We start from the raw sequence: 19,286 nt of genomic DNA, 5'->3' as shown, positions 1-19,286 counted from the left end.
GCCGGGGCCCTGCCATACGGCTGGGCAGGTCGGATTCTGCATTATTATTGAAATGGAAAATATTTATTATCAAGAGAATTGGCTTCGACCTCAGGCGACCCGGGTTGTCCGGATGCCGGTCTTACACGACGAGAATGTCTTGGTTCGACGCTAAAATTCGCCGATTCTAGCCTGAAAGCGTCTGGTTCCTCATCAGACTCCCTTGGTTTCCGGTGAAGATTTAAGCGAAAAATGTTTCCCGCATGGTGATCTCTATCGAGATATTTGCGAATTCAATAAAATGATAAAGGGTCGGGTGAGTACAAAAAACCAACAGGGACCCGACCATGACCATCCTCAGCAGACGGAAATTCCTTCACACCAGCACCGCCGCGGCGGCTGCGACGCTGGCGTCCCCGATCATCGCCCGCGCCCAGTCTGACACCATCAAGGTGGGCGGCCTGCACGACCTCTCCGGTGCGCTCGACGCGGTCGGCGTTCCGATGAACCAAGTCTTCCAGATGGCGATCAAGGAGATCAACGAGGCCGGCGGGCTGCTCGGCCGCGAGGTCGAGGCGGTGATCTACGATCCGCAGTCGAACATGTCGCTCTATTCGCAATACGCCACGCAGATGGCGCTGCGGGATCAGGTCGACGTTGTCATGGGCGGCATCACTTCGGCCTCGCGTGAGACCATCCGCCCGATCTTCCACCGCTACGACACCTTCTACTTCTACAACACCCAGTACGAAGGCGGCGTCTGCGACCGCAACGAGATCACCCTCGGCACCACCCCGGCCCAGACCGTGGCGCGCCTGATCCCCTATGGCATGAACCTCTACGGCAAGAAGGTCTACACCATCGCGGCCGACTACAACTACGGCCACATCACCGCCGCGTGGGTGAAGCGCTATGTCGAGGAAAACGGCGGCGAGGTCATCGAGACCGAGTTCTTCCCGCTCGACGTGGCACAGTTCGGCTCCACGATCTCGAAGATCCAGGGCGCGGCGCCCGACTTCGTTCTGTCGGCGCTGGTTGGAACCTCGCACCTCGGCTTCTATCGCCAGTGGGCGGCGGCCGGCATGAAGTCGGAGATCCCGGTCATGTCGACGGTGCTCGGCGCCGGCGGCTCGGACCAGCTGATCCTGACCGCCGAAGAGGGCAACGGCATCACCGCGTCGTTCGGCTATTTCGAAGAGATCGACAACCCGACCAACAAGGCCTTCCTCGAGCGCGTGGCGCAGGAATATCCCGACAAGGACTGGGTGATGTCCGAGATCTCGGAAGTCACCTACGAGGGCATGATGATCTGGGCCGACGCGGTGCGCGAAGCCGGCACCACCGAGCGCGATCCGCTGCTCGAAGTGCTGACCTCGGGCAAGGCCTACGACCTGCCGGCCGGCAAGGTGAAGATCGATCCCAAGACCCAGCACGCCATCCGCGACGTCTACATCGCCGAGCTGCAGGACCAGGTCTTCAACATCAAGGAGAGCTTCCCTGACAGCCCGCCGACCGACACGCAGATGGTCTGTGACCTGGTCGAGAACCCGGATTCGAACCAGCACTTCGAGATCAGCCTCTGATCCGAAGGGCGCAGGAGACACGTATGGATTATACAATCGTTGTCGCGCTGGAGATGGTGCGCGCCGTTGCCTGGCTGGTGTTGCTGGCCTCGGGACTGGCGATCATCTTCGGCATGATGCGCATCATCAACTTCGCCCATGGCGAATTCCTGATGCTGGGCGGATACACGGTGGTCATCTCCACCGGTCACGGCGTGAACGAGTGGATCGCCATGCTTGTCCTTGCGCCCATCGTGGTGGGCATATTCGGTGTTCTCGTGGAGCGGCTGGTGATCCAGCGGCTCTACGGCCGGATCCTCGACAGCCTCCTGGCCACCTGGGGGCTGTCGATGCTGATGATCGGCGGGGTGACGATGATCTTCGGAAACTCCGTCACCGGGGTCGCGACGCCGCTCGGCGGCATGAGCATCGGCGCCTACCAGGTGCCGCGCTACAACTTCGTGCTGATCTTCGCCGCCATCGCGCTTCTGCTGGCGATCTGGGCGGTGCTGAAATTCACCAAGGCCGGGCTGATCGCCCGTGCCACGATGCAGAACCCGGACATGTCCGAGGCGCTGGGGATCCCGACCCGCTGGGTCTACATGGCGACCTTCGGCATCGGCTCGGCGATCACCGGCTTTGCCGGCGCGCTGCTGGCGCCGCTTACCGGGGTGGTGCCGACGATGGGCGTGAATTTCATCGCCCAGAGCTTCATCACCGTGATCACCGGCGGTGCCTCGGTCATCACTGGCACGCTTTCGGCCGCCACGCTGCTGGGCTCGATCAGCCAGGGCATGACCTTCCTCACCGGTCCGGTCTACGGCGACGCCGCCCTGCTCCTCGCCGCGCTGGTGCTGTTGCGCCTGCTGCCGCAGGGCATCACCGGCCGCATCTTCAAGAAATCGCTCTGAGGGACCACGGATCATGGAAAAACCCGTCACCCGAGATCCCGGCTTCTACGTCATGGTGGCCATCGGCCTTGCCGTGATGTTCATCGCCCCGGTGATGCTGGATCTCTTCACCATCATGCAGATCACCCAGTACGTGGTGCTCTCGGTCTTCGCCCTGTCGCTGGGCTACATCTGGGGTTTCGGAGGCATCCTGAGCTTCGGTCAGGCCGCCTTCTTCGGCCTCGGCGCCTATACCTTCGCGGTGGCCTCGATCAACATGGGCAGCACCACGATCCCGATGGTGCTGGCCTTCGTCATTCCCACCCTGTTCGGCGCCGCGCTGGGCTACTTCATGTTCTACGGGCGCCTCTCGGACGTCTATCTCGGCGTGGTGACGCTGGTGGTGGCGCTGATCTTCTGGAAGCTGATCAACCACACCGCCGGCCCCGAGTACTCGATCGGCAGCGCGCGCCTCGGCGGCTTCAACGGCATTCCCTCGATCCCGACGCTGCACGTGCCCGGAGACCCCTCGGCCTGGCTCGACCCGGGCCAAATGTTCCAGGTCTTCATGGGCTTCCTGCTGGTGATCTACGTGGCGCTGCGCTTCCTCATCGCCTCGGATTTCGGCCGCGTCTCGATCAGCATCCGCGAGAACGAGACCCGGTCGTCGCTGCTGGGCTACGACGTGCGCAAGCACAAGGTCATCGTCTTCGCCATCGGCGGCGGCATTGCCGGCATCGCCGGTGCCATGTGGGCCACCTACCAGGCCTTCATCGACCCGAACTCGGTCTCGATGGAGATGTCGGCCAAGGCGCTGGTCTGGGTCATGGCCGGGGGCGTCGGTACGTTGGTCGGCCCGATCATCGGCTGCATTCTGCTGCAATGGCTGACGCTGCAGCTCGGCACAGTCGATGTGGTGAACTCGATCGCCGTGCTGGGCGCGATCATGATGGTGCTGGTGCTGGCGCTGCCCAAGGGCATCGTGCCGACCGCCCGGTCGCTGCTGCTTGGCGGTTACATCCTGTGGAAGCGCAACCACGGGCAGGCGATCCCGGGAAAGGTGGTGAAGGAATGACGACCGAACACATCCTCACCACCCGCGGCCTGACCATGCGCTTCGGCGGTGTCACGGCGGTGGACAATGTCGACTTCAACCTCCGCGATGGCGAACTGCGCTGCCTGCTGGGGCCGAACGGGGCGGGCAAGTCCACCTTCTTCAAGTGCCTCACCGGCCAGCTCACGCCGACAGAGGGCAAGATCACCTTCGCCGGGCAGGACGTGACCGGGGCGCTGACGCACCAGATCGTCAATCTCGGGGTCGGCATCAAGACGCAGGTGCCGAACGTGTTCGACGGCATCTCGGCCTACGAGAACGTCCGCCTGTCGGCCCGGCGCAAGCACCTCGCGCCGATGGCCAGGGAGCTGACCCACACCACGCTCGAGCGCTGCGGCATCACCCATCTCGCCAAGCGCGAGGTCGGCCTGCTGAGCCATGGCCAGCGCCAGCTGGTCGAGCTGGCGATGGTGCTGGCGGGCGAGCCCAAGCTGATCCTGCTCGACGAGCCCGCCGCCGGCATGACCGGGGACGAGCGCGACCGGCTGGCGCAGCTGGTGCTGGAAAGCGCCCGCAGCGCCGCGGTGGTGGTGGTCGAGCACGACATGGCCTTCATCCGCCAGATCGCCAAGTTCGTCACCGTGTTCAACCGCGGCGCCATCTTCCGTGAGGCGATGATCGACGACATCATGCAGGACCGCGAGGTCCAGGAAATCTATCTGGGGAAACAGGCCAATGTCGCAGCTGCTTGAGGTCAAAGGGCTGTCGGCGGCCTACGGGCTGGTGCCGGCGCTGCATCGCGTCGACTTTCACGCCAATCGCGGCGAGGTGGTCGGCATCCTCGGGCATAACGGCATGGGCAAGACCACGCTGATGCGCTCGATGATGGGCTACGTGAAGGTGACCGGCGGCGATATCCTGTTCGAGGACAAGTCGATCCTCGGCGCCGCGGTCAATGCCCGCGCCAAGCAGGGCATCGGGCTGGTGCCGCAGGGCCGGCAGATCTTCCCCAATCTCAGCGTGGAAGAGAACCTGCACGTGGCGATCCCCGGCAACAAGGCCGAGGTCGCCCGCACCACCGACGAGATGCTCGAGCTCTTCCCGCGCCTCAAGCGCCTGCTCGACCGGCGCGGCGGCGCGCTGTCGGGCGGTGAACAGCAGCTTCTGGCTCTGGCCCGCTGCCTTGCGCGCCACCCCAAGCTGATGCTGCTCGACGAGCCGACCGAGGGCATCCAGCCGTCGATCATCGACGAGATCTCCGAGACGCTCGCCGGGCTGACCAGGCAGATCGACATCACCATCGTGCTGGTGGAGCAGAACCTCGATTTCATTACCGGCCTGTCGAACCGCGTCTACGCGATCTCGAACGGGGTGCTCGAGAAGGAGATCCCGCGCGAGGAACTCACCGACGCGGGCGCGGTCAGCGCCTTCATGGGCTTCACCGCCTGATCCCGGTTCCGGCCCCGGCCCGCTGACGGGCCGGGTGCCACGCTAACCCGATACATCATGACAAGGACTGAACGGATGTCTGTGAAACTTCCGAACGAGGAACAATTGGCCGAAGTCGCGGCGCGGATGGGCTTTTCGTTGTCTCCCGCCGACGTGAAATCCTTCCAGGGCCTGATGCAGGGCTATGTCGATGCCTACAACAAGGTCGACCTGATGGTCGATCCGCTGCCCGAGGTGGGCTACCCGCGCAGCATGGGCGTGCAGCCTCCGAAGGAAGAGAACGAGCTCAACGCGTGGTACGTGAAATCCACCGTCGAGGGGGCGCCCGAGGGCAAGCTCAAGGGCAAGACCGTGGCGCTTAAGGACAACGTCATGCTCGCCGGCGTGCAGATGATGAACGGCTCCTCGACGCTGGAGGGCTACGTGCCCAATGTCGACGCCACCATCGTCACCCGGCTGCTCGACGCAGGAGCGACCATTCTCGGCAAGGCGCATTGCGAGTGTTTCTGCATGTCCGGCGGCTCGCACACCTCGGCGTTGGGCCCGGTCTGCAACCCCAACGACCCGACAAAGTCGGCAGGCGGCTCGTCCTCGGGCTCGGCGGCGCTGGTCGCCAAGGGCGAGGTCGATCTGGCCATCGGCGGCGATCAGGGCGGCTCGATCCGCATGCCCTCGGCGTTCTGCGGCACCGTCGGGATGAAGCCGACCCACGGGCTGGTGCCCTATACCGGCATCGTGCCGATCGAGATCACCATCGACCACGCCGGCCCGATCACCTCGAGCGTTGCAGACAACGCACTGATGCTCGAAGTGCTGGCCGGCCCCGATGGCTATGACAGCCGCCAGATCGATGTCAGCGTGTCGGACTACACCGAGGCGCTGGGCAAACCGGTCAAGGGCATGAAGGTCGCGCTGCTCAAGGAGGGCTTCGGCCATCCGCAATCCGAGACCGAGGTCGACGAGAAGGTGCGTGCCGCGGCCAAGAAACTCGAAGAGCTGGGCGTGCTCGTCGAGGAGGTGTCGATCCCGATGCATCTCGACGGCCTCGACATCTGGACCCCGATCGGCCTTCAGGGCCTGACCCAGACGATGATGCTGGGCGACGGCTACGGCACCTCGCGGCCCGACCTCTACGTGACCAGCTTCATGGATTTCCACCGCGGCTGGCGCGAGCGCGCCGACGAGCTGTCCGAGACCCTGAAGCTGGGGATGCTGTTCGCGCAGTTCGCCGACGACCAGTACGGCAAGCGCTTCTACGGCAAGGCGTTCAACATCGTGAAGACGCTGCGCGCGGCCTATGACGCGGTGCTGGCCGATTACGACGCCGTCCTGATGCCGACCGTGCCGATCGTTGCGTCCCCGATCCCCGGCCCGGATGCCAGCCGCGAAGAGATCGTGCAGCGCGCCTTCGAGATGCTGCCGAACACTGCGCCGTTCGACATCACCCATCACCCGGCGCTGTCGGTGCCCTGCGGCAAGGTCGGAGACCTGCCGGTCGGCATGATGCTGGTGGGCAAGATGTGGGATGAGGCCACGCTCTACACGCTGGGCGACGCGTTCGAGAAATCCGGCGACTGGACCGGTTGGTAAGCTCTTTCCCCGTGACCTCGCCTGTCCCCGCATCCGCGGGGGCGGGCCTTTTCCTCGAAAGGGACCGCGCATGACCGAGCATCCCCTCTCTATGCCGCTGATGCTTGAAGCGATTCTGGGCGCCGCCTCGGAGCCGCGCTGGCACGACAGACTGCACGCGCTCGAGCACGAGGGCGGGCTGGAATTCGTCTCCATCCCCGAGGCCGACGCAGCCCGCAAGCGGATGCGCGTGACCACCGACCGCGGCCGCGACTGCGCCATTGCGCTGCCGCGCGGCCAGTCGCTCACAGATGGCGCGGTGTTGTTCCACGACGGCGGGCTGGCCATCGTGGCCCGCATCGACGGCGCCGCCCGGATGCGGCTGATCCCCGAGACGATCGACGACGCCATGCGCCTGGGCCACTGGTGCGGCAACCTGCATTGGAAGGTGGTGTTCGGCGCGGGCTGGATGGACGTTGTGCTCGACGGCCCCGAAGAACGCTACCGCGACCGGCTGCGCGACCTCGCGGGGCTGGCCCGTTTCGAGATCGCCGGGGCGGAATGAGCGCCGAGAGCCTTCCCGTGATCCGCGCGATGCAGCTGGCCGACAGCGGCTTCCCCTCCGGTGTTTTCGCCTTCTCCTGGGGGCTGGAGAGCGCGCTGGCAGACGGGCAGGTCGACCGTCACAGCCTCTGCGACTGGGTGGCGACCGAGCTGCGCACCCGCTGGCACGGCTTCGACCGCGTGGCGCTGGCGGGCGGCCATCGCCTTTCCGGCGCGGCGCTCGCCGCGTGGTGCGAGACCATCGACACCATGATGCCCGTCGAACGCCTGCGCCGCGACAGCGTGCAGGCCGGTGAGGCGCTCTTTGCCTCGGCCCGCGCGGTGCGCATCGCCCTCGATCCCGGCGCGACCGAGGCCGAGCGCGCCGGCACCGGGCATTTCCCGGTCGTGCATGGCGACTTTCTGCGCGCCTGCGGGCTCGACCTGCCCACCGCGCTGATGACCTCGGCCTATGGCATGGCGCGCGGCGCGTTCTCCGCCGCCGTGCGGCTCGGCGTGTCGGGCGCCATCGCCACCCAGCGCGACCTGCTGGCGCTGGCGCCGCTGCTGGCCGAGCTCTCTGCCGACATCCCGGATGACGACGCGCTGCCCTCGGGCTTCATGCCGCTGTCGGACATCGCCCTCATGCGGCCGCGCGACGGCCGGCTTTTCATCAACTGAACAGGGACGGCCCAGATGCACCTGACCCCGACCGAACTGGAGCGGCTGACCATCTTCACCGCCGCCGAGCTGGCCCGGCGCTACCTGTCGATGGGCATCCGCCTCGCCCATCCCGAGGCAGTGGCGCTGATCGCCGACGAGCTGCTGACCGTGGCGCGGCAGGGCCTGACCCATTCGCAGATCGTCAGCCACGCCGCGACCGTGCTCAGTGCCGATCAGGTCGAGCCCGGCGTGGCGCACCTGCTGCGGACCTTCTCGGTCGAGGTGTCGATGGCCGAGGGCACCAAGCTGATCACCGTCTTCGACCCGATTGCGCCCGAAGGCGACGAGATCGTGCCCGGCGAGGTGATCCCCGCGCAGGGCGAGATCGAGCTCAACGCGGGCCGCGAGCACTGCACGATCAGCGTGCTCAACACCGGTGACCGGACCATTCAGATCCGCAGCCACGCGCATTTCTTCGAGGTCAACAAGGCGCTCTCCTTCGACCGGGAGGCGGCCTTCGGCATGCGGCTCGACCGGCCCTCGGGCGGTGGCGAGCGCTTCGATCCCGGCATCGAGAAGGAGGTCGTGCTTGTCCCCTTCGGCGGCAAGCGCGTGGTGCATGGCTTTGCCGGCCTCACCGAGGGCCCGGTCGAAGGCGGTCTCGAGGCGGCGATGACGCGGGCCAAGGCAAAAGGATACAGCGCATGAAACTGACGCGGGACGCCTATGCCCGGCTCTACGGGCCGACGGCAGGCGACATGGTGCGGCTTGGCGATACCTCTCTGCTGGCCGAGATCGAGCGCGATCACGCCCATTATGGCGACGAGCTGACCGCCGGTGCGGGCAAGATCATGCGCGATGGCGAGGGCTTCTGCACCACCGGCACGCAGGCCAACGGCGCGCTCGACATGGTGATCCTGAACGCGGTGATCATCGACGCCGAGCTGGGCATCGTGAAGGGCGATATCGGCATCCGCGACGGGCGCATCGTTGGCGTCGGCAAGGCCGGCAACCCGGACATAATGGAGGGGGTCGACCCGGATCTGGTGACCGGGCCCAACACCACCACGGTGCATGGCGACAACCATTTCGTCACCGCAGGCGCCATCGAGGCGCACGCGCATTTCCTGTCGCCGCAGCAGAGCTGGCACGCGCTCGCGGGCGGCACCACCACGATGATCGGCATGTCTCCGGGGCCGAATTTCGACGTCTCCTGCTCGGGGCCGAACGTGCTTGGCAGGCTGATCCAGGCGGCGGACGAGTTTCCGCTCAATTTCGGCTTCCTCGGGCGCGGCAACTCCAACCCGGAGGCGGTCGCCGAGAGCGTCGCGGGCGGCGCGCTGGGGGTGAAGATCCACGAGGATTTTGGCGCCTCCCCGGCGGTGCTGGACGGCTCGCTGATCGCGGCGGACGCGGCGGATTTCTCGGTCCATCTCCACACCGACACGATCAACGAGTTCGGCTTCTACGAGACCACGATGGAGGCCATCGCGGGCCGTGGCATCCACATGTATCACACCGAAGGTGCCGGCGGCGGTCACGCGCCCGACATCCTCGTGGTCAACGGCTACGAGAACGTGCTGCCAAGTTCGACCAACCCCACCAACCCCTACACGCTCCCGGCGCTCGAAGAGGGGGTGCCGATGACCATGCTCGCCCACATGATGAGCTTCGACCTGCTCGAGGACGTGGCCTTTGCCGAGGCCCGAATCCGGCCGCAATCGATGGCCGCCGAAGACCTGCTGCACGACATGGGGGCTATCTCGATCTTCGCAACCGACACGCAGGGCATGGGCCGCCTGGCCGAGAACATCGCCAAGTGCTGGCAGCTGGCCTCGGTGATGAAGGACCGGGTCGGACGCCTGCCCGAGGAGACCACGGCCCGCGCCGACAACGAGCGCATCCTGAGATACATTGCCAAGTACACCATCAACCCGGCCATCGCCGCCGGCATCGACCACGAGGTCGGCAGCATCGCACCGGGCAAGATGGCCGACATCGTTCTTTGGCCATTCGCCTCCTTTGGCGCCAAACCCTCTACGGTGATCAAGTCGGGCACCATCGTCTGGGCGACGATGGGCGACGGCAACGGCAGTTTCCCCGGTGCCCAACCGCAGGTGCACCGGCCAATGTGGGGCGCGCTCGGCACCGCCAAGCACAAGCTGGGCGTGACCTTCGTCTCCGGGCTCGCCATCGAGGCCGGGACCGAGGCGGCGCTCGGGGTGCAGAAACCTTTCGTCCAGATCCGCTCGGTCCGGGCCCTGACAAAGCGCGACATGATCCGCAACACCGCTCTGCCGAAGATTACCGTCGATCCGCAGACGTTCGAGGTCGAGGCGGACGGGGTGCCGATGGTGGCGGAGCCGGCCCGAGAGGTGCCGCTTGCAAGACGGTATTTCCTGCGATGACCGCGGCACGGGTAGGGATTGGCGGGCCGGTGGGTTCGGGCAAGACGGCACTGATCGAGGCGATGCTGCGCGAGCTGGCCGAGGCCGGCATCGACACCGCGGTGATCACCAACGATCTGGTCACCGACGAGGACGCCGAGCGTCTGCGCAAGGGCGGGCAATTGCCGCCCGAGCGGGTGCGCGCGGTGCAGGCGGGCGCCTGTCCGCACACGGTGATCCGAGAGGACCCGACGCTCAACATGGCCGCCGCCGACCGGCTCGAGGCCGAGTTTCCGGGGCTTGACCTGATCCTGCTGGAATCAGGGGGCGACAACCTCGCCTCCACCTTCTCGCCTGACCTGGTGGATTTCTGGATGTTCGTGATCGACGTGGCGGGCGGCGACGATATTCCACGCAAGAAGGGGCCGGGGATCCTGCAGGCCAACCTGCTGGTGATCAACAAGGCCGATCTCGCGCCGCATGTTGGCGTCGATTTCCCGAAGATGCTGGCCGAGGCGACCGAGGTGCGCGGTGGCGGTGCGGTGCTGCCCACCGTCTGCCGCAAGGGTGAGGGCGTGGCCGAGGTGGTCGGCCACCTGCGCCGCGAGGTGCTGTTCAAGTGAAGGACGGTCCGGGCGAGGCTCCGCAGGTCGCGCTGGTCTGCGGGCTGGCGCGAGATGGCGGAACGGCGCTGCTCGAGCGCCACGTCGAATGGCCGTGGTCGCTGCCGCGCGGCTATCGCCGGGCGGGGCGTGATGGCCCGCTCACGGTGCTGCCGCAATGCGCCGGGGCGGCGCTGCTGCCGGGGGACCGCTGGCGGCACCGTATCGAGGCGCAGGCCGGGGCGAAGGTCGACTTGATCAGCGCCGGGGCGCTGCTCGTCCATGCCGACCGCAAGCGCCCACGCGTGGCGCGCTCGGACTGGGAGCTTATGGCCGGCGAGGGTGCGGTGCTGCGCCACCTTCAGGATCCCAACGTTCTGATGACCGGAGCGCGCATGGCGCAGCGTATCGACCTGACACTGGCGCCCGGCGCCACGGCGGTGCTGTTCGACGGCATGTGCCGGCAGTCTCCTGAGGCCGGGGACGCGGGCGGCTGGTGGCTTTCGGATCTTCAGGTGACGGCGCCCGGCGGCCGGGTGCTGCTGCGTGACCGCCAGAGGGTCTCCGAGGCCGATCTGGCCGGCATCCGCGCGCTGCCCGGCGGGGCGGCAGCCTTCGGGACGGTGACCATGTTGGGCGCGGATCATGGGGCGCTGAGGCAGGCGTTCCCCGAGGGGGCGATGGCGCTGCGCGACTGCTACGCGGCCTGTGGCGCGGCGCGGGGCGGCGCGGGGCTGGTGCTCCGCATCGCCGCCCGGACGGGAGGCGCGCTCGACCGCGCCTTCCGCCATGTTCGCGAGCGTCTCAGGCCTTGAAGGGCGCGAGGTCGGGGCGGAGCGTGTGCCAGTCGGTGACCCGCTGGAACGCCGCGCCGGCCTTGAACAGCGTGGCCTCGGTCAGCGCCGGCCCCATGAGCTGGAAGCCGATCGGCGCGCCGCGGCTGTCGAACCCGCCGGGCAGGGTCAGCGACGGGAAGCCGGTGAAATCCGCGGGGGCGGTGAATTTCAGCATGTCGCCGAGGTTCTCGCCCTTGCCCGCGGTGGGGGCGCCGTAAACGTTGTCGAGCTCGGGCATCGGCGCCCCGGTGATCGGGAACAGCACCATGTCGACGCCGTGCATCGCGCGCGCCACCGAGCCGTTATAGACCAGCCGCCACTGCATCGCCGCGCCCACGTCCTTGGCCGAGAGCGTCAGGCCATAATCCAGCAGTTCGGTGAGGTGCGGGGCGTAGCCGTCGCGCTGCTCGGGGAAGCGGCCCTGATGCGCCAGCGCCACCTCGATGGCGCAGAGCACCGTCCACTGGTCGACCGCCTCGGTGGGCCATGGGAACGAGATCGGCACGATCTCGGCGCCGAGCGACTCGAACACCGCGATGGCCTCGTTCAGCACCTGGGCGGTCTCCGGGGCGGCGGCGTCGATCACCGTGGCGCGGTCGAGCCCGATGCGCAGGCCGCGGATCGGCCCTGTGCAGGCGGCGAGGTAGTCGGGCACCTCGGCCAGCAGTGCGGTGGGGTCGTTGGCGTCGGCCCCGGCGATCGCCGTCAGGATCGCGGCGCAATCCTCGGCGCTGCGCGCCATCGGCCCGACATGGTCGAGACTGTCGGCCAACGCGAAGACGCCGTGCCGGCTGACCCGGCCCCAGGTGCCCTTCATGCCGGTGATGCCGCAGCTGCCCGAGGGAAAGCGGATCGAGCCGCCGGTGTCCGAGCCGGTGGCGCCGAAGCACAGGCCGGCCGCGACCGAGGCGCCAGAGCCCGACGAGGACGATCCGGCCCAGCACTTGGGGTTCCACGGGTTCTTCGGCACCGACATCTTGTCGTTGTGGCCGGAATAGGCGCCCTCGGTCATGCCGAGCTTGCCCATGGTGATACAGCCCGCCTGCTCGAGCCGCTCTGTCACCGTGGCGTTGCGCCCGGTCTCGTTGTCGCGCAGCAGGTCCAGCCCGGCGGAAGTGGGGGCGAAATCGGTTTCGCAAAGATCCTTGAGGGCAAAGGGAATGCCGTGCAGCGGGCCACGGTCGAGCCCTGCGGCGCGCTCCTTGGTGGCGATCTCGGCCTGCTCGAGTGCGCGGTCGCGTGTCACGGTGATATAGGCGGTGATCTTGTCCTCGACCTCGTCGATGCGCGAGAGCACGGCCTGCGTGACCTCGAGCGGAGTGGCCTGACCGCTGGCGATCAGGGCGCTGGTCTCCATCAGCGACAGATCGGGAATGTCTCGGGTCGACAGGTCTGCGACCTTGGAATGTGCGTTCATGGAACATCTCTCTGGTTGCGTCATAATTACTAGAAATGGAAAATAACTAATTTGCAAATGATGCGCTGTGGGAGATCGGAAGCGTCAAATTTATGGAGCCCCGGTCCGAAAATGTGATTAAGAGATGTGCATATGCCGCTTGGGGCAGAGCGCGAGTTCCACATCCTTTGTGGGGAGTCACAACCTGCGCTACCGATTCCATATGAAAGTCGGCTTGATCCTCTCCCATCACGGCCTTGCCGGTCTCTGGACTCTCGGGTGCCAGGGCGCGGCCTTCCTCGCGGCAGCAGAGCTCAACGCCTCGGGCGGCGTGCTCGGCGAGGAGATCGAACTGGTCGAGATCGATTCCGGCGACACCCAGGCGAGCGCCTTCGCCGCCGCGCGGCGGCTGGCGCTTGAAGAGAATGTCGACGCGGTAATCGGCCTCCAGTCGAGCGATCTTCGCCCCGCGGTGCGCCGCGGGCTGGCTGGCCTCGCGCCCTACATCTACACCCCGCATTATGAGGGCGGCTTCTGCGGGCCCGGCACCGCGCAGCTCGGGATCACCGATTCCGAGGTGCTGAACCCGAGCCTCGAATGGATGGCGACCCACCGCCATGCCCGCCGCTTCTTTTTCGTCGGCAACGACTACATCTGGCCCCGCGTTGCCCACGGCACCACAGATGAGGCGATCCGCAACGCCGGCGGAACCTTTGTCGGGCAGGCCCTGATGCCCTTCGGTCAGCGCGACTACGAGGCGACGCTGGCACAGATCCGGCAGGCCCGCCCCGACGTGGTGGTGATCGCCATGCTGGGCGAGGACTCGGTCTGCTTCAACCGCGCCTTCGCCGAGGCCGGGTTCAGCCGGCGCATGGTGCGGCTCAACCTCGCCTTCGACGAGACCCAGCTTCTGGCACTGGCCGATGGCGCGTCCGAGAACCTGTTCGCGGCGCAGTCCTATTTCGACACCAGCCGCGGCAACGACCGCGATGCGCTGGCCGAAAAATACGACGCCTGCTACTCGGGGCAGCGCCCGACGATGACCGCGAACTCGGTGCAGTGCTACGATGCGATCTACCTGGTCGCGGCGCTGGCGCAGCAGGTCGGGCGGGTCGATGGCTGCCAGATGGCGCATTTCCTGCGTCCGCGCCTGTCGCGCGACAGGGCTTACCAGATGATCGGGCGCAGCGATGCCGACGCCCGTGTCCGGCTGGCCGAAGCCGAGGGCGTCGATTTTGTCGTGCGGAGGGCCTTTCAGGCCTGAGCGCGGCGCAAAAAGCGTGGCAAGCTTGCAACCGGCACCCTTGGCGTCGGGGTATTTGTATTTTCAAATGTTGTGGCTTTCTCTAATCGCACCGCTATACTCAGTGACAGCGCGGGTGCGCGAGGAGGTACCATGGCAGATCCCAAGTTTACCGAGCAGCTCGGCTACCTGATCGCGCGCGCGAACCGGCTGATCGAGGAAGACCTTTCCAAGCGCCTGCAGTCGAACGGCATCGCCATCGAACAGTACCGCGTTCTGAAGTCGCTCGAGGAAGAGGGGCCGCTGCCGATGGGCCGGCTTGCCGAGCGGGTCCTGGTCGAGCCCGCGACCCTGACCAAGATCATCGACCGCATGGTGCGCGACAACCTCGTGTTCCGGGTGCCGGACGAGAAGGATCGCCGCAAGGTGCGGGTGGCGCTCTCGGCCAGCGGCGTCGCGATCTGCCGCCAGCTCGAGGGTATTGGCGACGACCACGAGAAACACATCGCCGAGACCCTCGGCGAGGGCGAGCTCAAGGACGTGCGCCGCATCCTCTTCGGGCTCGGGACCTGATCCCGACCGCCGCTCAGACCGGCCGGATCTCGGCCAGCCGGTCGATCACCTCGTGCAGCGGATCGTCGGCCTGCGCCACGTGGCGCGGGTTGGTGGTGATGCGGAAGCCGCGGATGCCTGCCGCCGCAGCGGCCCGGATGTCCGTCGAGACCTGATCCCCGATCATCACCGTCTCGTCGCGCTGCGCGCCAAGCAGCGTCATTGCCGCCTCGAGCAGCGCCGGTTGCGGCTTGCCGAGGATGACCGGCGTCGTGCCGGGCACCGCCGCAGTGAACAGCGCCACGAGCGCGCCGACACAGGGCTCGAACCCGTCCTCGACCGGCGACAGCAGGTCGGGATTGGTGGCGATCAGCGTCGCGCCGTTGAGCAGCGCATTGGTGGCGCAGCGCAGCTTGGTGTAGCTCAGCTCGTAATCGGTGCCGAGCACCACCAGATCCGCCTGCGCGTCTTGCACCACGGTGCCGCCGGCCTCGGCCACCGCGAGGGCCAGCGCCGCGCCGCCGATCACGTAGACCCGGGCGCCGGCGTGGCGCTCGCGCAGGAGGTTCTTCAGCGCCTCGATGGGGGTGATGACGTGGCTCGGCGCGACGGCAATGCCGAGCCGGTTGAGGATGCCGGCGAAATCCTCGGCGGAGTGGGCGGAGTTGTTGGTGACGAAGGCCAGCGGCACACCGCGGCCGCTCCAGGCGCGCAGCGTATCGACCGCCTCGGGGATCGGCTCCTCGCCGCGCCAGACGACGCCGTCGAGATCGGAGATGATGGCGCGGATCGGGGCGCTCATGCCTGCGCTCCTTTCGCGTGCTGCCCGGCGCGCACGCTGCGCGGCGTGGCCTGGAAGTGGCGCGAGAAGCTGCGCGAGAAATGCGACACACTCTTGAAGCCCGTGCGATAGGCGACTTCCGAGATCGCCAGCCCGCCGCGACTGTCGGCAAGCAGCATCTCGTAGGCGGCCTGCAGGCGGCGGGTGCGGATGAAGCCGGCGACGGTCTCATTACCTTCGGCGAAGAGCGCGTAGAGGTAGCTGCGCGACACGCCCATGGCGCGGGCGATGCCTTCCGGCGCAAGGCCCGGGTCGCCCAGATGGCGCTCGATATGCGCGACGATGCGCTGCCGCGTGCGGTTGCGCCCTGTGCGACCGAGATTGCCCTCCTGCTCGCCCTCGCTGCCGATCATCAGCGCGATCAGCGCCACGAGTTCTCCGGCCAGCGCCTCGGGGCGCGGGGCGGGGCTCTGACGAAACACCTGGAGGGTGGCCGAGAGCGTGCGCGCCACGAGTGCAGCCATCTGGGGGTGCGGGGCAAAGCGACCGCCCACATGGGTGTCGACCGCGACCAGCCGATCCTCAAGCGCAGCCGCCGGGAGCCGGACCCGCCATTGCGACAGGTCGCCTTGCGCACGCAGCTCGTAGAACCGGTCGCTGCGCAGCAGCACGTAGCCTCCCGGGCCTACCTCTCCGGTCAGCCCGGCCTGGCAGAAGGAGAGGCTGCCATGGGCGGGAAAGATCAGGTCGTATCCGGGCGCGGCCACCGGGGTCTCGCCGTTGATGTGGCGCGACAGCCCCTGTCCCTGGCGCAGGATTTCGATCGGGCCGAGCGCCATGCGGCTCTCGGGCGGCAGGGACAGGCCGGTCTGCTGGATGGACATGGGAGGGTTCCTCGGACGGGGCGGGCGCTCAGGAGGCCTGCGGGTGGACAACGTCGACGTCGTTTGCGGCCAGCGCGGCGGCCAGCGGCCCCTTGGGGGCGGCGTCGGTGATGAGGAGGTCGATCTCGGACCAGTTGGCGATGCGGGCCAGCGCCGGGACGTCGAATTTCGTGCTGTCGGCGACGATGGCGACCCGCACCGACTGGCGCACCATGCGCCGGTAGATCCCGGCGGCGTGGTCGTCGATGTCGTGCACGCCGAGCACGTCGAGACCCGAGGCGCCGATGATCGCCCAGTTGGCCCGGTAGCGTGACAGCTCCTCGATGGCCTGAGGGCCCCACGTGTAGCGTTCGGTGGCATGCAGGCGCCCGCCGAGCGAGATGATCTGCAGGGTCGGCCCGTCGCAGAGCGCGGCGGCGACATGATGGTCGTTGGTGATCGCGGTGACGTGCTGGCAGCCGGAGGCGATGTGCCGCGCCGCGTGCCAGACGGTGGAGCCGCTGCCGATCATCACCACCTGTTTCGGCGCGATCATCGCGGCCGCTTCGGCGGCAATGCGGTCGCGCGCCTCGACATTCATGATCTGGCGCTCGGCCACCGGCGCCTCGAAGCGCAGCGGCCGTTCGGCGCCGCCATAGGTGCGGCGCAGCAGGCCGCGGCGGTCGAGATCGATAAGATCGCGGCGGATGGTCTCGTGCGAGACGTCGAGCATCTGCGCCAGTTCCGAGGCGCGCAGCATCGGCTGGGCCTGTAGTTCGGTCAGAATGCGGTCCTGCCGGTGGACGCGCGCGCGTCGCAAGGTGGGAGGGGGCGGTTTTTCGAGCATCTCGCGGTCGTGATTGAAATCCGGTGCCGCGCGAAGCGACAAATTAACTCTTCAATTTGAAGTTTGAAAATTCAAACAAACTGTCGAGAATAAGACAGGCGCCCGGAGGCGCCTGCTCAAATGCTGTGCATGGAGGGGGCTCAGACCTGCCGCAGCCAGGTGTCGAAGCGCGGGTCCTGCATCATGGCGCGGCCGCGCATGTATTTCCAAAGGCCGTATTTCTGGAAGTCGAAATCCCAGTCGGTGAGCATCCGGTTCACCACCGCCCAGCTGCCCCACTTCATGTCTGCCAGAACCCGGCAGAGCGAGACGCGGGCCTGCATCTGCGGCGTCACGGTACCGAAATAGGTCTCGATCAGCGCGTCGGTCTCGTCCTCCTCGAGAAACATCTCGCAGGCGAAGACACCGATGTCGTAGCTGCGCTCGTTGGCCGAGGCGAACTCGTAGTCGATGAGCTTCAGGGCTCCGTCCGGGGCGAACAGGAAATTGCCCGGCATCGGATCGTTGTAGCAGGTCACCAGATCCATCCCCGAGGCCTCGAAGACGGCGCGGATCTTCTCGTAGTGGTGCAGCAGCCATGGCAGGTCCTCGGGCATCGAGGAGCCAAGCTCGCGCGCCTGCTCGAGATGCTCGTCGATCAGGTCGAAAATGGTCTTCACCTGGCTCAGCACCGGGCCGGAATGCAGGGTTCGGAACAGCCGGATGACCTGCTCGCGCACCTCGGGCCGGGCGAAGTCCGCGGTGGTGCAGGTCACGTGGTTGTCGAGGAACTCGTGCACCTCGGTGCCGGTGGTGGGGTCGTGAAAGATCACTTCTGGCGCGATGCCCAACCCGTGCGCGTGCACCGCCGCCTCGTAGGAGGTGGCGCGGTTGATGAAGATCTCGGTGCCGTCGCCGGGGATCTTGAGGAAGTAGTCGCGGTCATCGTTGGCGACCTCGATGCGCCAGTTGCGGTTGTTGAGGCCGCCCACCATCATGCCGTAGCTGATCTCGCCTTCGCGGCCGCGCCAGCCGGGCACCATGGCAATGGCGGTCTCGGCGTTCTGTTCATCCTTGCTGCGGGCCTCGCCCATGCGGCGTTTCACGATCATGCGCAGATCCTCAGTTTCTCGCCGAAGCGGGGGTCGCGGAGCGAGGCTCGGGCGCGGACATGGCGCCACAGGCCGAACTTGTAGAACTCGTGCTCGATCCGACGCGGCGAGAGATGCGCCATCAGCATGGCGATCATTGCCCATCGCAGGTCATCGGCAATGCCGTAGAGCCGCACGCGGTCGAACACCTCATCTTCGGCCGGCAGGTTCCAGGCCTTGGCGGCGCAGCGCAGAAAGGCGGCGCGGGCGCCGGCCTCGAAGGCGCACATCTCGACCAGGGCGGTGCCGATTTCCTCGCAGGGGCTGGCCATGCCGGCGCGGTCGAAATCCACCAGCCGGATCTCGCCGGAGCTGTGGAACAGCACGTTCGACAGGTTGCCGTCACCGTGGATCGCCACCGGAGCCTCGTCCGTGCCGGTGGCGCGCTCGGCGGCGAGCATCAGGGTGTCGCAGAGCCAGCCCATGTCGGGAGGCGTCGCCGCGCCCTCCGAGACCAGCCGGGTGTGAAGGCTCTCGATCTCGGCGAATGCATCGGCGCGCGGGGCGAGCGACGCGGCCTGCGAAAAGCGCGCGCGGGCCTCGAGCACGCGGTCGACAAAGTCCGGGTCGGCGGCATGCTCCAGCCCGGCCACGCGCCAGCCCTCGCCAAGATGCTCGGTGATCAGGACGCGCGCGGCGGGATCGCTGAGCAGGACCCTCGGCCCGACGCCGACATCGCCGGCCTGCTTGGCGGCGGCGAAGGCCTGAACCGGGTCTATGTAGAAGCTCGTGTCCTCGTGCAGGCGCTTGACGAAGACGCTGTCGCCGGTTTCGGTGTCGCGCGCGATGAAGGGGGCGCCGTCGACGCCGCGCCACGAGGGCGAGGCGAGCACGGCGATCGCCGGCTCGATCTCGACCGGGCGGTCCTCCCAGCCGGGCAGCCGGCGCAGAAGGGCGAGTATGTCTGAGGTCTGGTCCATGTCTGCTCCGCGGTTGTGCG

20 protein-coding genes are annotated in these 19,286 nt (G+C 67.1%); 14 read left to right on the top strand and 6 right to left on the bottom strand.

Annotation, left to right across the window (positions count from 1 at the left end):
• Positions 1–326 precede the first annotated feature (326 nt).
• The 12 genes from JF542_RS09840 to JF542_RS09790 all read left to right on the top strand — a co-directional run bounded on the left by JF542_RS09840 (position 327) and on the right by JF542_RS09790 (position 11,513).
• Positions 327–1,562, top strand: a complete 1,236-nt coding sequence (locus JF542_RS09840; protein ID WP_007794941.1) for an urea ABC transporter substrate-binding protein — start codon at positions 327–329, stop codon at positions 1,560–1,562.
• Positions 1,563–1,585: 23 nt separating this feature from the next.
• Positions 1,586–2,452 (top strand): branched-chain amino acid ABC transporter permease, encoded by an 867-nt coding sequence (locus JF542_RS09835; RefSeq protein ID WP_007794938.1) that lies wholly within the window; start codon positions 1,586–1,588, stop codon positions 2,450–2,452.
• 13 nt (positions 2,453–2,465) lie between these two features.
• Entirely contained in the window at positions 2,466–3,506 is a 1,041-nt protein-coding gene (locus JF542_RS09830; RefSeq protein WP_207075712.1) for an ABC transporter permease subunit, read from the top strand.
• Positions 3,503–4,237, top strand: coding sequence for an ABC transporter ATP-binding protein (locus JF542_RS09825; RefSeq protein ID WP_007794932.1), 735 nt, complete (start codon positions 3,503–3,505; stop codon positions 4,235–4,237). The genes JF542_RS09830 and JF542_RS09825 overlap by 4 nt, the downstream gene beginning before the upstream one ends.
• Positions 4,221–4,934, top strand: coding sequence for an ABC transporter ATP-binding protein (locus JF542_RS24400; protein WP_242533698.1), 714 nt, complete (start codon positions 4,221–4,223; stop codon positions 4,932–4,934). Before JF542_RS09825 ends, JF542_RS24400 begins: the two co-directional genes overlap by 17 nt.
• 75 nt (positions 4,935–5,009) lie before the next feature.
• Positions 5,010–6,524 carry an amidase gene (locus tag JF542_RS09820; protein ID WP_242533697.1) on the top strand — a complete coding sequence of 505 codons (1,515 nt, stop codon included), beginning with the start codon at positions 5,010–5,012 and terminating at the stop codon, positions 6,522–6,524.
• A gap of 70 nt (positions 6,525–6,594) precedes the next feature.
• Positions 6,595–7,068: an urease accessory protein UreE gene (locus JF542_RS09815; protein WP_007794923.1), complete on the top strand. Its 474-nt coding sequence runs from the start codon at positions 6,595–6,597 to the stop codon at positions 7,066–7,068.
• A complete protein-coding gene (locus JF542_RS09810; RefSeq protein WP_207075711.1) occupies positions 7,065–7,727 on the top strand; it encodes an urease accessory protein UreF in 663 nt (220 codons plus the stop codon). Before JF542_RS09815 ends, JF542_RS09810 begins: the two co-directional genes overlap by 4 nt.
• A gap of 15 nt (positions 7,728–7,742) precedes the next feature.
• A complete protein-coding gene (gene ureB, locus JF542_RS09805) occupies positions 7,743–8,417 on the top strand; it encodes an urease subunit beta (RefSeq protein WP_207075710.1) in 675 nt (224 codons plus the stop codon).
• Positions 8,414–10,117, top strand: a complete 1,704-nt coding sequence (ureC, locus tag JF542_RS09800) for an urease subunit alpha (protein ID WP_207075709.1) — start codon at positions 8,414–8,416, stop codon at positions 10,115–10,117. Before ureB ends, ureC begins: the two co-directional genes overlap by 4 nt.
• Positions 10,114–10,719: an urease accessory protein UreG gene (gene ureG / locus JF542_RS09795; protein ID WP_007794911.1), complete on the top strand. Its 606-nt coding sequence runs from the start codon at positions 10,114–10,116 to the stop codon at positions 10,717–10,719. The genes ureC and ureG overlap by 4 nt, the downstream gene beginning before the upstream one ends.
• Positions 10,716–11,513: an urease accessory protein UreD gene (locus tag JF542_RS09790; RefSeq protein WP_207075708.1), complete on the top strand. Its 798-nt coding sequence runs from the start codon at positions 10,716–10,718 to the stop codon at positions 11,511–11,513. The genes ureG and JF542_RS09790 overlap by 4 nt, the downstream gene beginning before the upstream one ends.
• Here the strand turns inward: JF542_RS09790 and JF542_RS09785 are convergent.
• A complete protein-coding gene (locus tag JF542_RS09785) occupies positions 11,503–12,951 on the bottom strand; it encodes an amidase (RefSeq protein WP_207075707.1) in 1,449 nt (482 codons plus the stop codon). The two genes, JF542_RS09790 and JF542_RS09785, sit on opposite strands and share 11 nt — an antisense overlap.
• A gap of 202 nt (positions 12,952–13,153) precedes the next feature.
• On the opposite strand from JF542_RS09785, the gene JF542_RS09780 reads away from it, so the two are divergent.
• The gene (locus JF542_RS09780) at positions 13,154–14,194 is read left to right on the top strand and encodes a substrate-binding domain-containing protein (protein WP_195903840.1); all 1,041 of its coding nucleotides are present in this window, start codon (positions 13,154–13,156) and stop codon (positions 14,192–14,194) included.
• 132 nt (positions 14,195–14,326) lie between these two features.
• On the top strand, positions 14,327–14,746 hold the full coding sequence (locus JF542_RS09775; RefSeq protein ID WP_007794900.1) for a MarR family winged helix-turn-helix transcriptional regulator: 420 nt from the start codon (positions 14,327–14,329) through the stop codon (positions 14,744–14,746).
• 13 nt (positions 14,747–14,759) lie between these two features.
• Here the strand turns inward: JF542_RS09775 and JF542_RS09770 are convergent, their stop codons facing one another.
• The 5 genes from JF542_RS09770 to JF542_RS09750 form a co-directional block, all read right to left on the bottom strand.
• Positions 14,760–15,527, bottom strand: coding sequence for an HAD-IIA family hydrolase (locus JF542_RS09770; RefSeq protein ID WP_207075706.1), 768 nt, complete (start codon positions 15,525–15,527; stop codon positions 14,760–14,762).
• Complete coding sequence (locus JF542_RS09765) at positions 15,524–16,390, bottom strand: helix-turn-helix domain-containing protein (RefSeq protein WP_207075705.1); 867 nt, start codon at positions 16,388–16,390, stop codon at positions 15,524–15,526. Before JF542_RS09765 ends, JF542_RS09770 begins: the two co-directional genes overlap by 4 nt.
• 28 nt (positions 16,391–16,418) lie before the next feature.
• A complete protein-coding gene (locus JF542_RS09760; protein ID WP_007794892.1) occupies positions 16,419–17,258 on the bottom strand; it encodes a DeoR/GlpR family DNA-binding transcription regulator in 840 nt (279 codons plus the stop codon).
• 98 nt (positions 17,259–17,356) lie between these two features.
• Positions 17,357–18,307: a choline/ethanolamine kinase family protein gene (locus JF542_RS09755; RefSeq protein WP_207075704.1), complete on the bottom strand. Its 951-nt coding sequence runs from the start codon at positions 18,305–18,307 to the stop codon at positions 17,357–17,359.
• Positions 18,304–19,266: a phosphotransferase family protein gene (locus tag JF542_RS09750; RefSeq protein ID WP_207075703.1), complete on the bottom strand. Its 963-nt coding sequence runs from the start codon at positions 19,264–19,266 to the stop codon at positions 18,304–18,306. The genes JF542_RS09755 and JF542_RS09750 overlap by 4 nt, the downstream gene beginning before the upstream one ends.
• Positions 19,267–19,286 lie beyond the last annotated feature (20 nt).

The sequence above is a fragment of the Salipiger bermudensis genome (genome assembly GCF_017309175.1).
Classification (GTDB): domain Bacteria; phylum Pseudomonadota; class Alphaproteobacteria; order Rhodobacterales; family Rhodobacteraceae; genus Salipiger; species Salipiger bermudensis.
This window is presented reverse-complemented; position numbering and strand designations above follow the sequence as displayed.

Coding starts and splice junctions, on each gene's coding strand:
- JF542_RS09840 (WP_007794941.1), top strand. CDS start 327: ATGACCATCCTCAGCAGACGGAAATTCCTTCACACCAGCACCGCCGCG.
- JF542_RS09835 (WP_007794938.1), top strand. CDS start 1,586: ATGGATTATACAATCGTTGTCGCGCTGGAGATGGTGCGCGCCGTTGCC.
- JF542_RS09830 (WP_207075712.1), top strand. CDS start 2,466: ATGGAAAAACCCGTCACCCGAGATCCCGGCTTCTACGTCATGGTGGCC.
- JF542_RS09825 (WP_007794932.1), top strand. CDS start 3,503: ATGACGACCGAACACATCCTCACCACCCGCGGCCTGACCATGCGCTTC.
- JF542_RS24400 (WP_242533698.1), top strand. CDS start 4,221: ATGTCGCAGCTGCTTGAGGTCAAAGGGCTGTCGGCGGCCTACGGGCTG.
- JF542_RS09820 (WP_242533697.1), top strand. CDS start 5,010: ATGTCTGTGAAACTTCCGAACGAGGAACAATTGGCCGAAGTCGCGGCG.
- JF542_RS09815 (WP_007794923.1), top strand. CDS start 6,595: ATGACCGAGCATCCCCTCTCTATGCCGCTGATGCTTGAAGCGATTCTG.
- JF542_RS09810 (WP_207075711.1), top strand. CDS start 7,065: ATGAGCGCCGAGAGCCTTCCCGTGATCCGCGCGATGCAGCTGGCCGAC.
- ureB (WP_207075710.1), top strand. CDS start 7,743: ATGCACCTGACCCCGACCGAACTGGAGCGGCTGACCATCTTCACCGCC.
- ureC (WP_207075709.1), top strand. CDS start 8,414: ATGAAACTGACGCGGGACGCCTATGCCCGGCTCTACGGGCCGACGGCA.
- ureG (WP_007794911.1), top strand. CDS start 10,114: ATGACCGCGGCACGGGTAGGGATTGGCGGGCCGGTGGGTTCGGGCAAG.
- JF542_RS09785 (WP_207075707.1), bottom strand. CDS start 12,951: ATGAACGCACATTCCAAGGTCGCAGACCTGTCGACCCGAGACATTCCC.
- JF542_RS09780 (WP_195903840.1), top strand. CDS start 13,154: ATGAAAGTCGGCTTGATCCTCTCCCATCACGGCCTTGCCGGTCTCTGG.
- JF542_RS09775 (WP_007794900.1), top strand. CDS start 14,327: ATGGCAGATCCCAAGTTTACCGAGCAGCTCGGCTACCTGATCGCGCGC.
- JF542_RS09770 (WP_207075706.1), bottom strand. CDS start 15,527: ATGAGCGCCCCGATCCGCGCCATCATCTCCGATCTCGACGGCGTCGTC.
- JF542_RS09765 (WP_207075705.1), bottom strand. CDS start 16,390: ATGTCCATCCAGCAGACCGGCCTGTCCCTGCCGCCCGAGAGCCGCATG.
- JF542_RS09755 (WP_207075704.1), bottom strand. CDS start 18,307: ATGATCGTGAAACGCCGCATGGGCGAGGCCCGCAGCAAGGATGAACAG.
- JF542_RS09750 (WP_207075703.1), bottom strand. CDS start 19,266: ATGGACCAGACCTCAGACATACTCGCCCTTCTGCGCCGGCTGCCCGGC.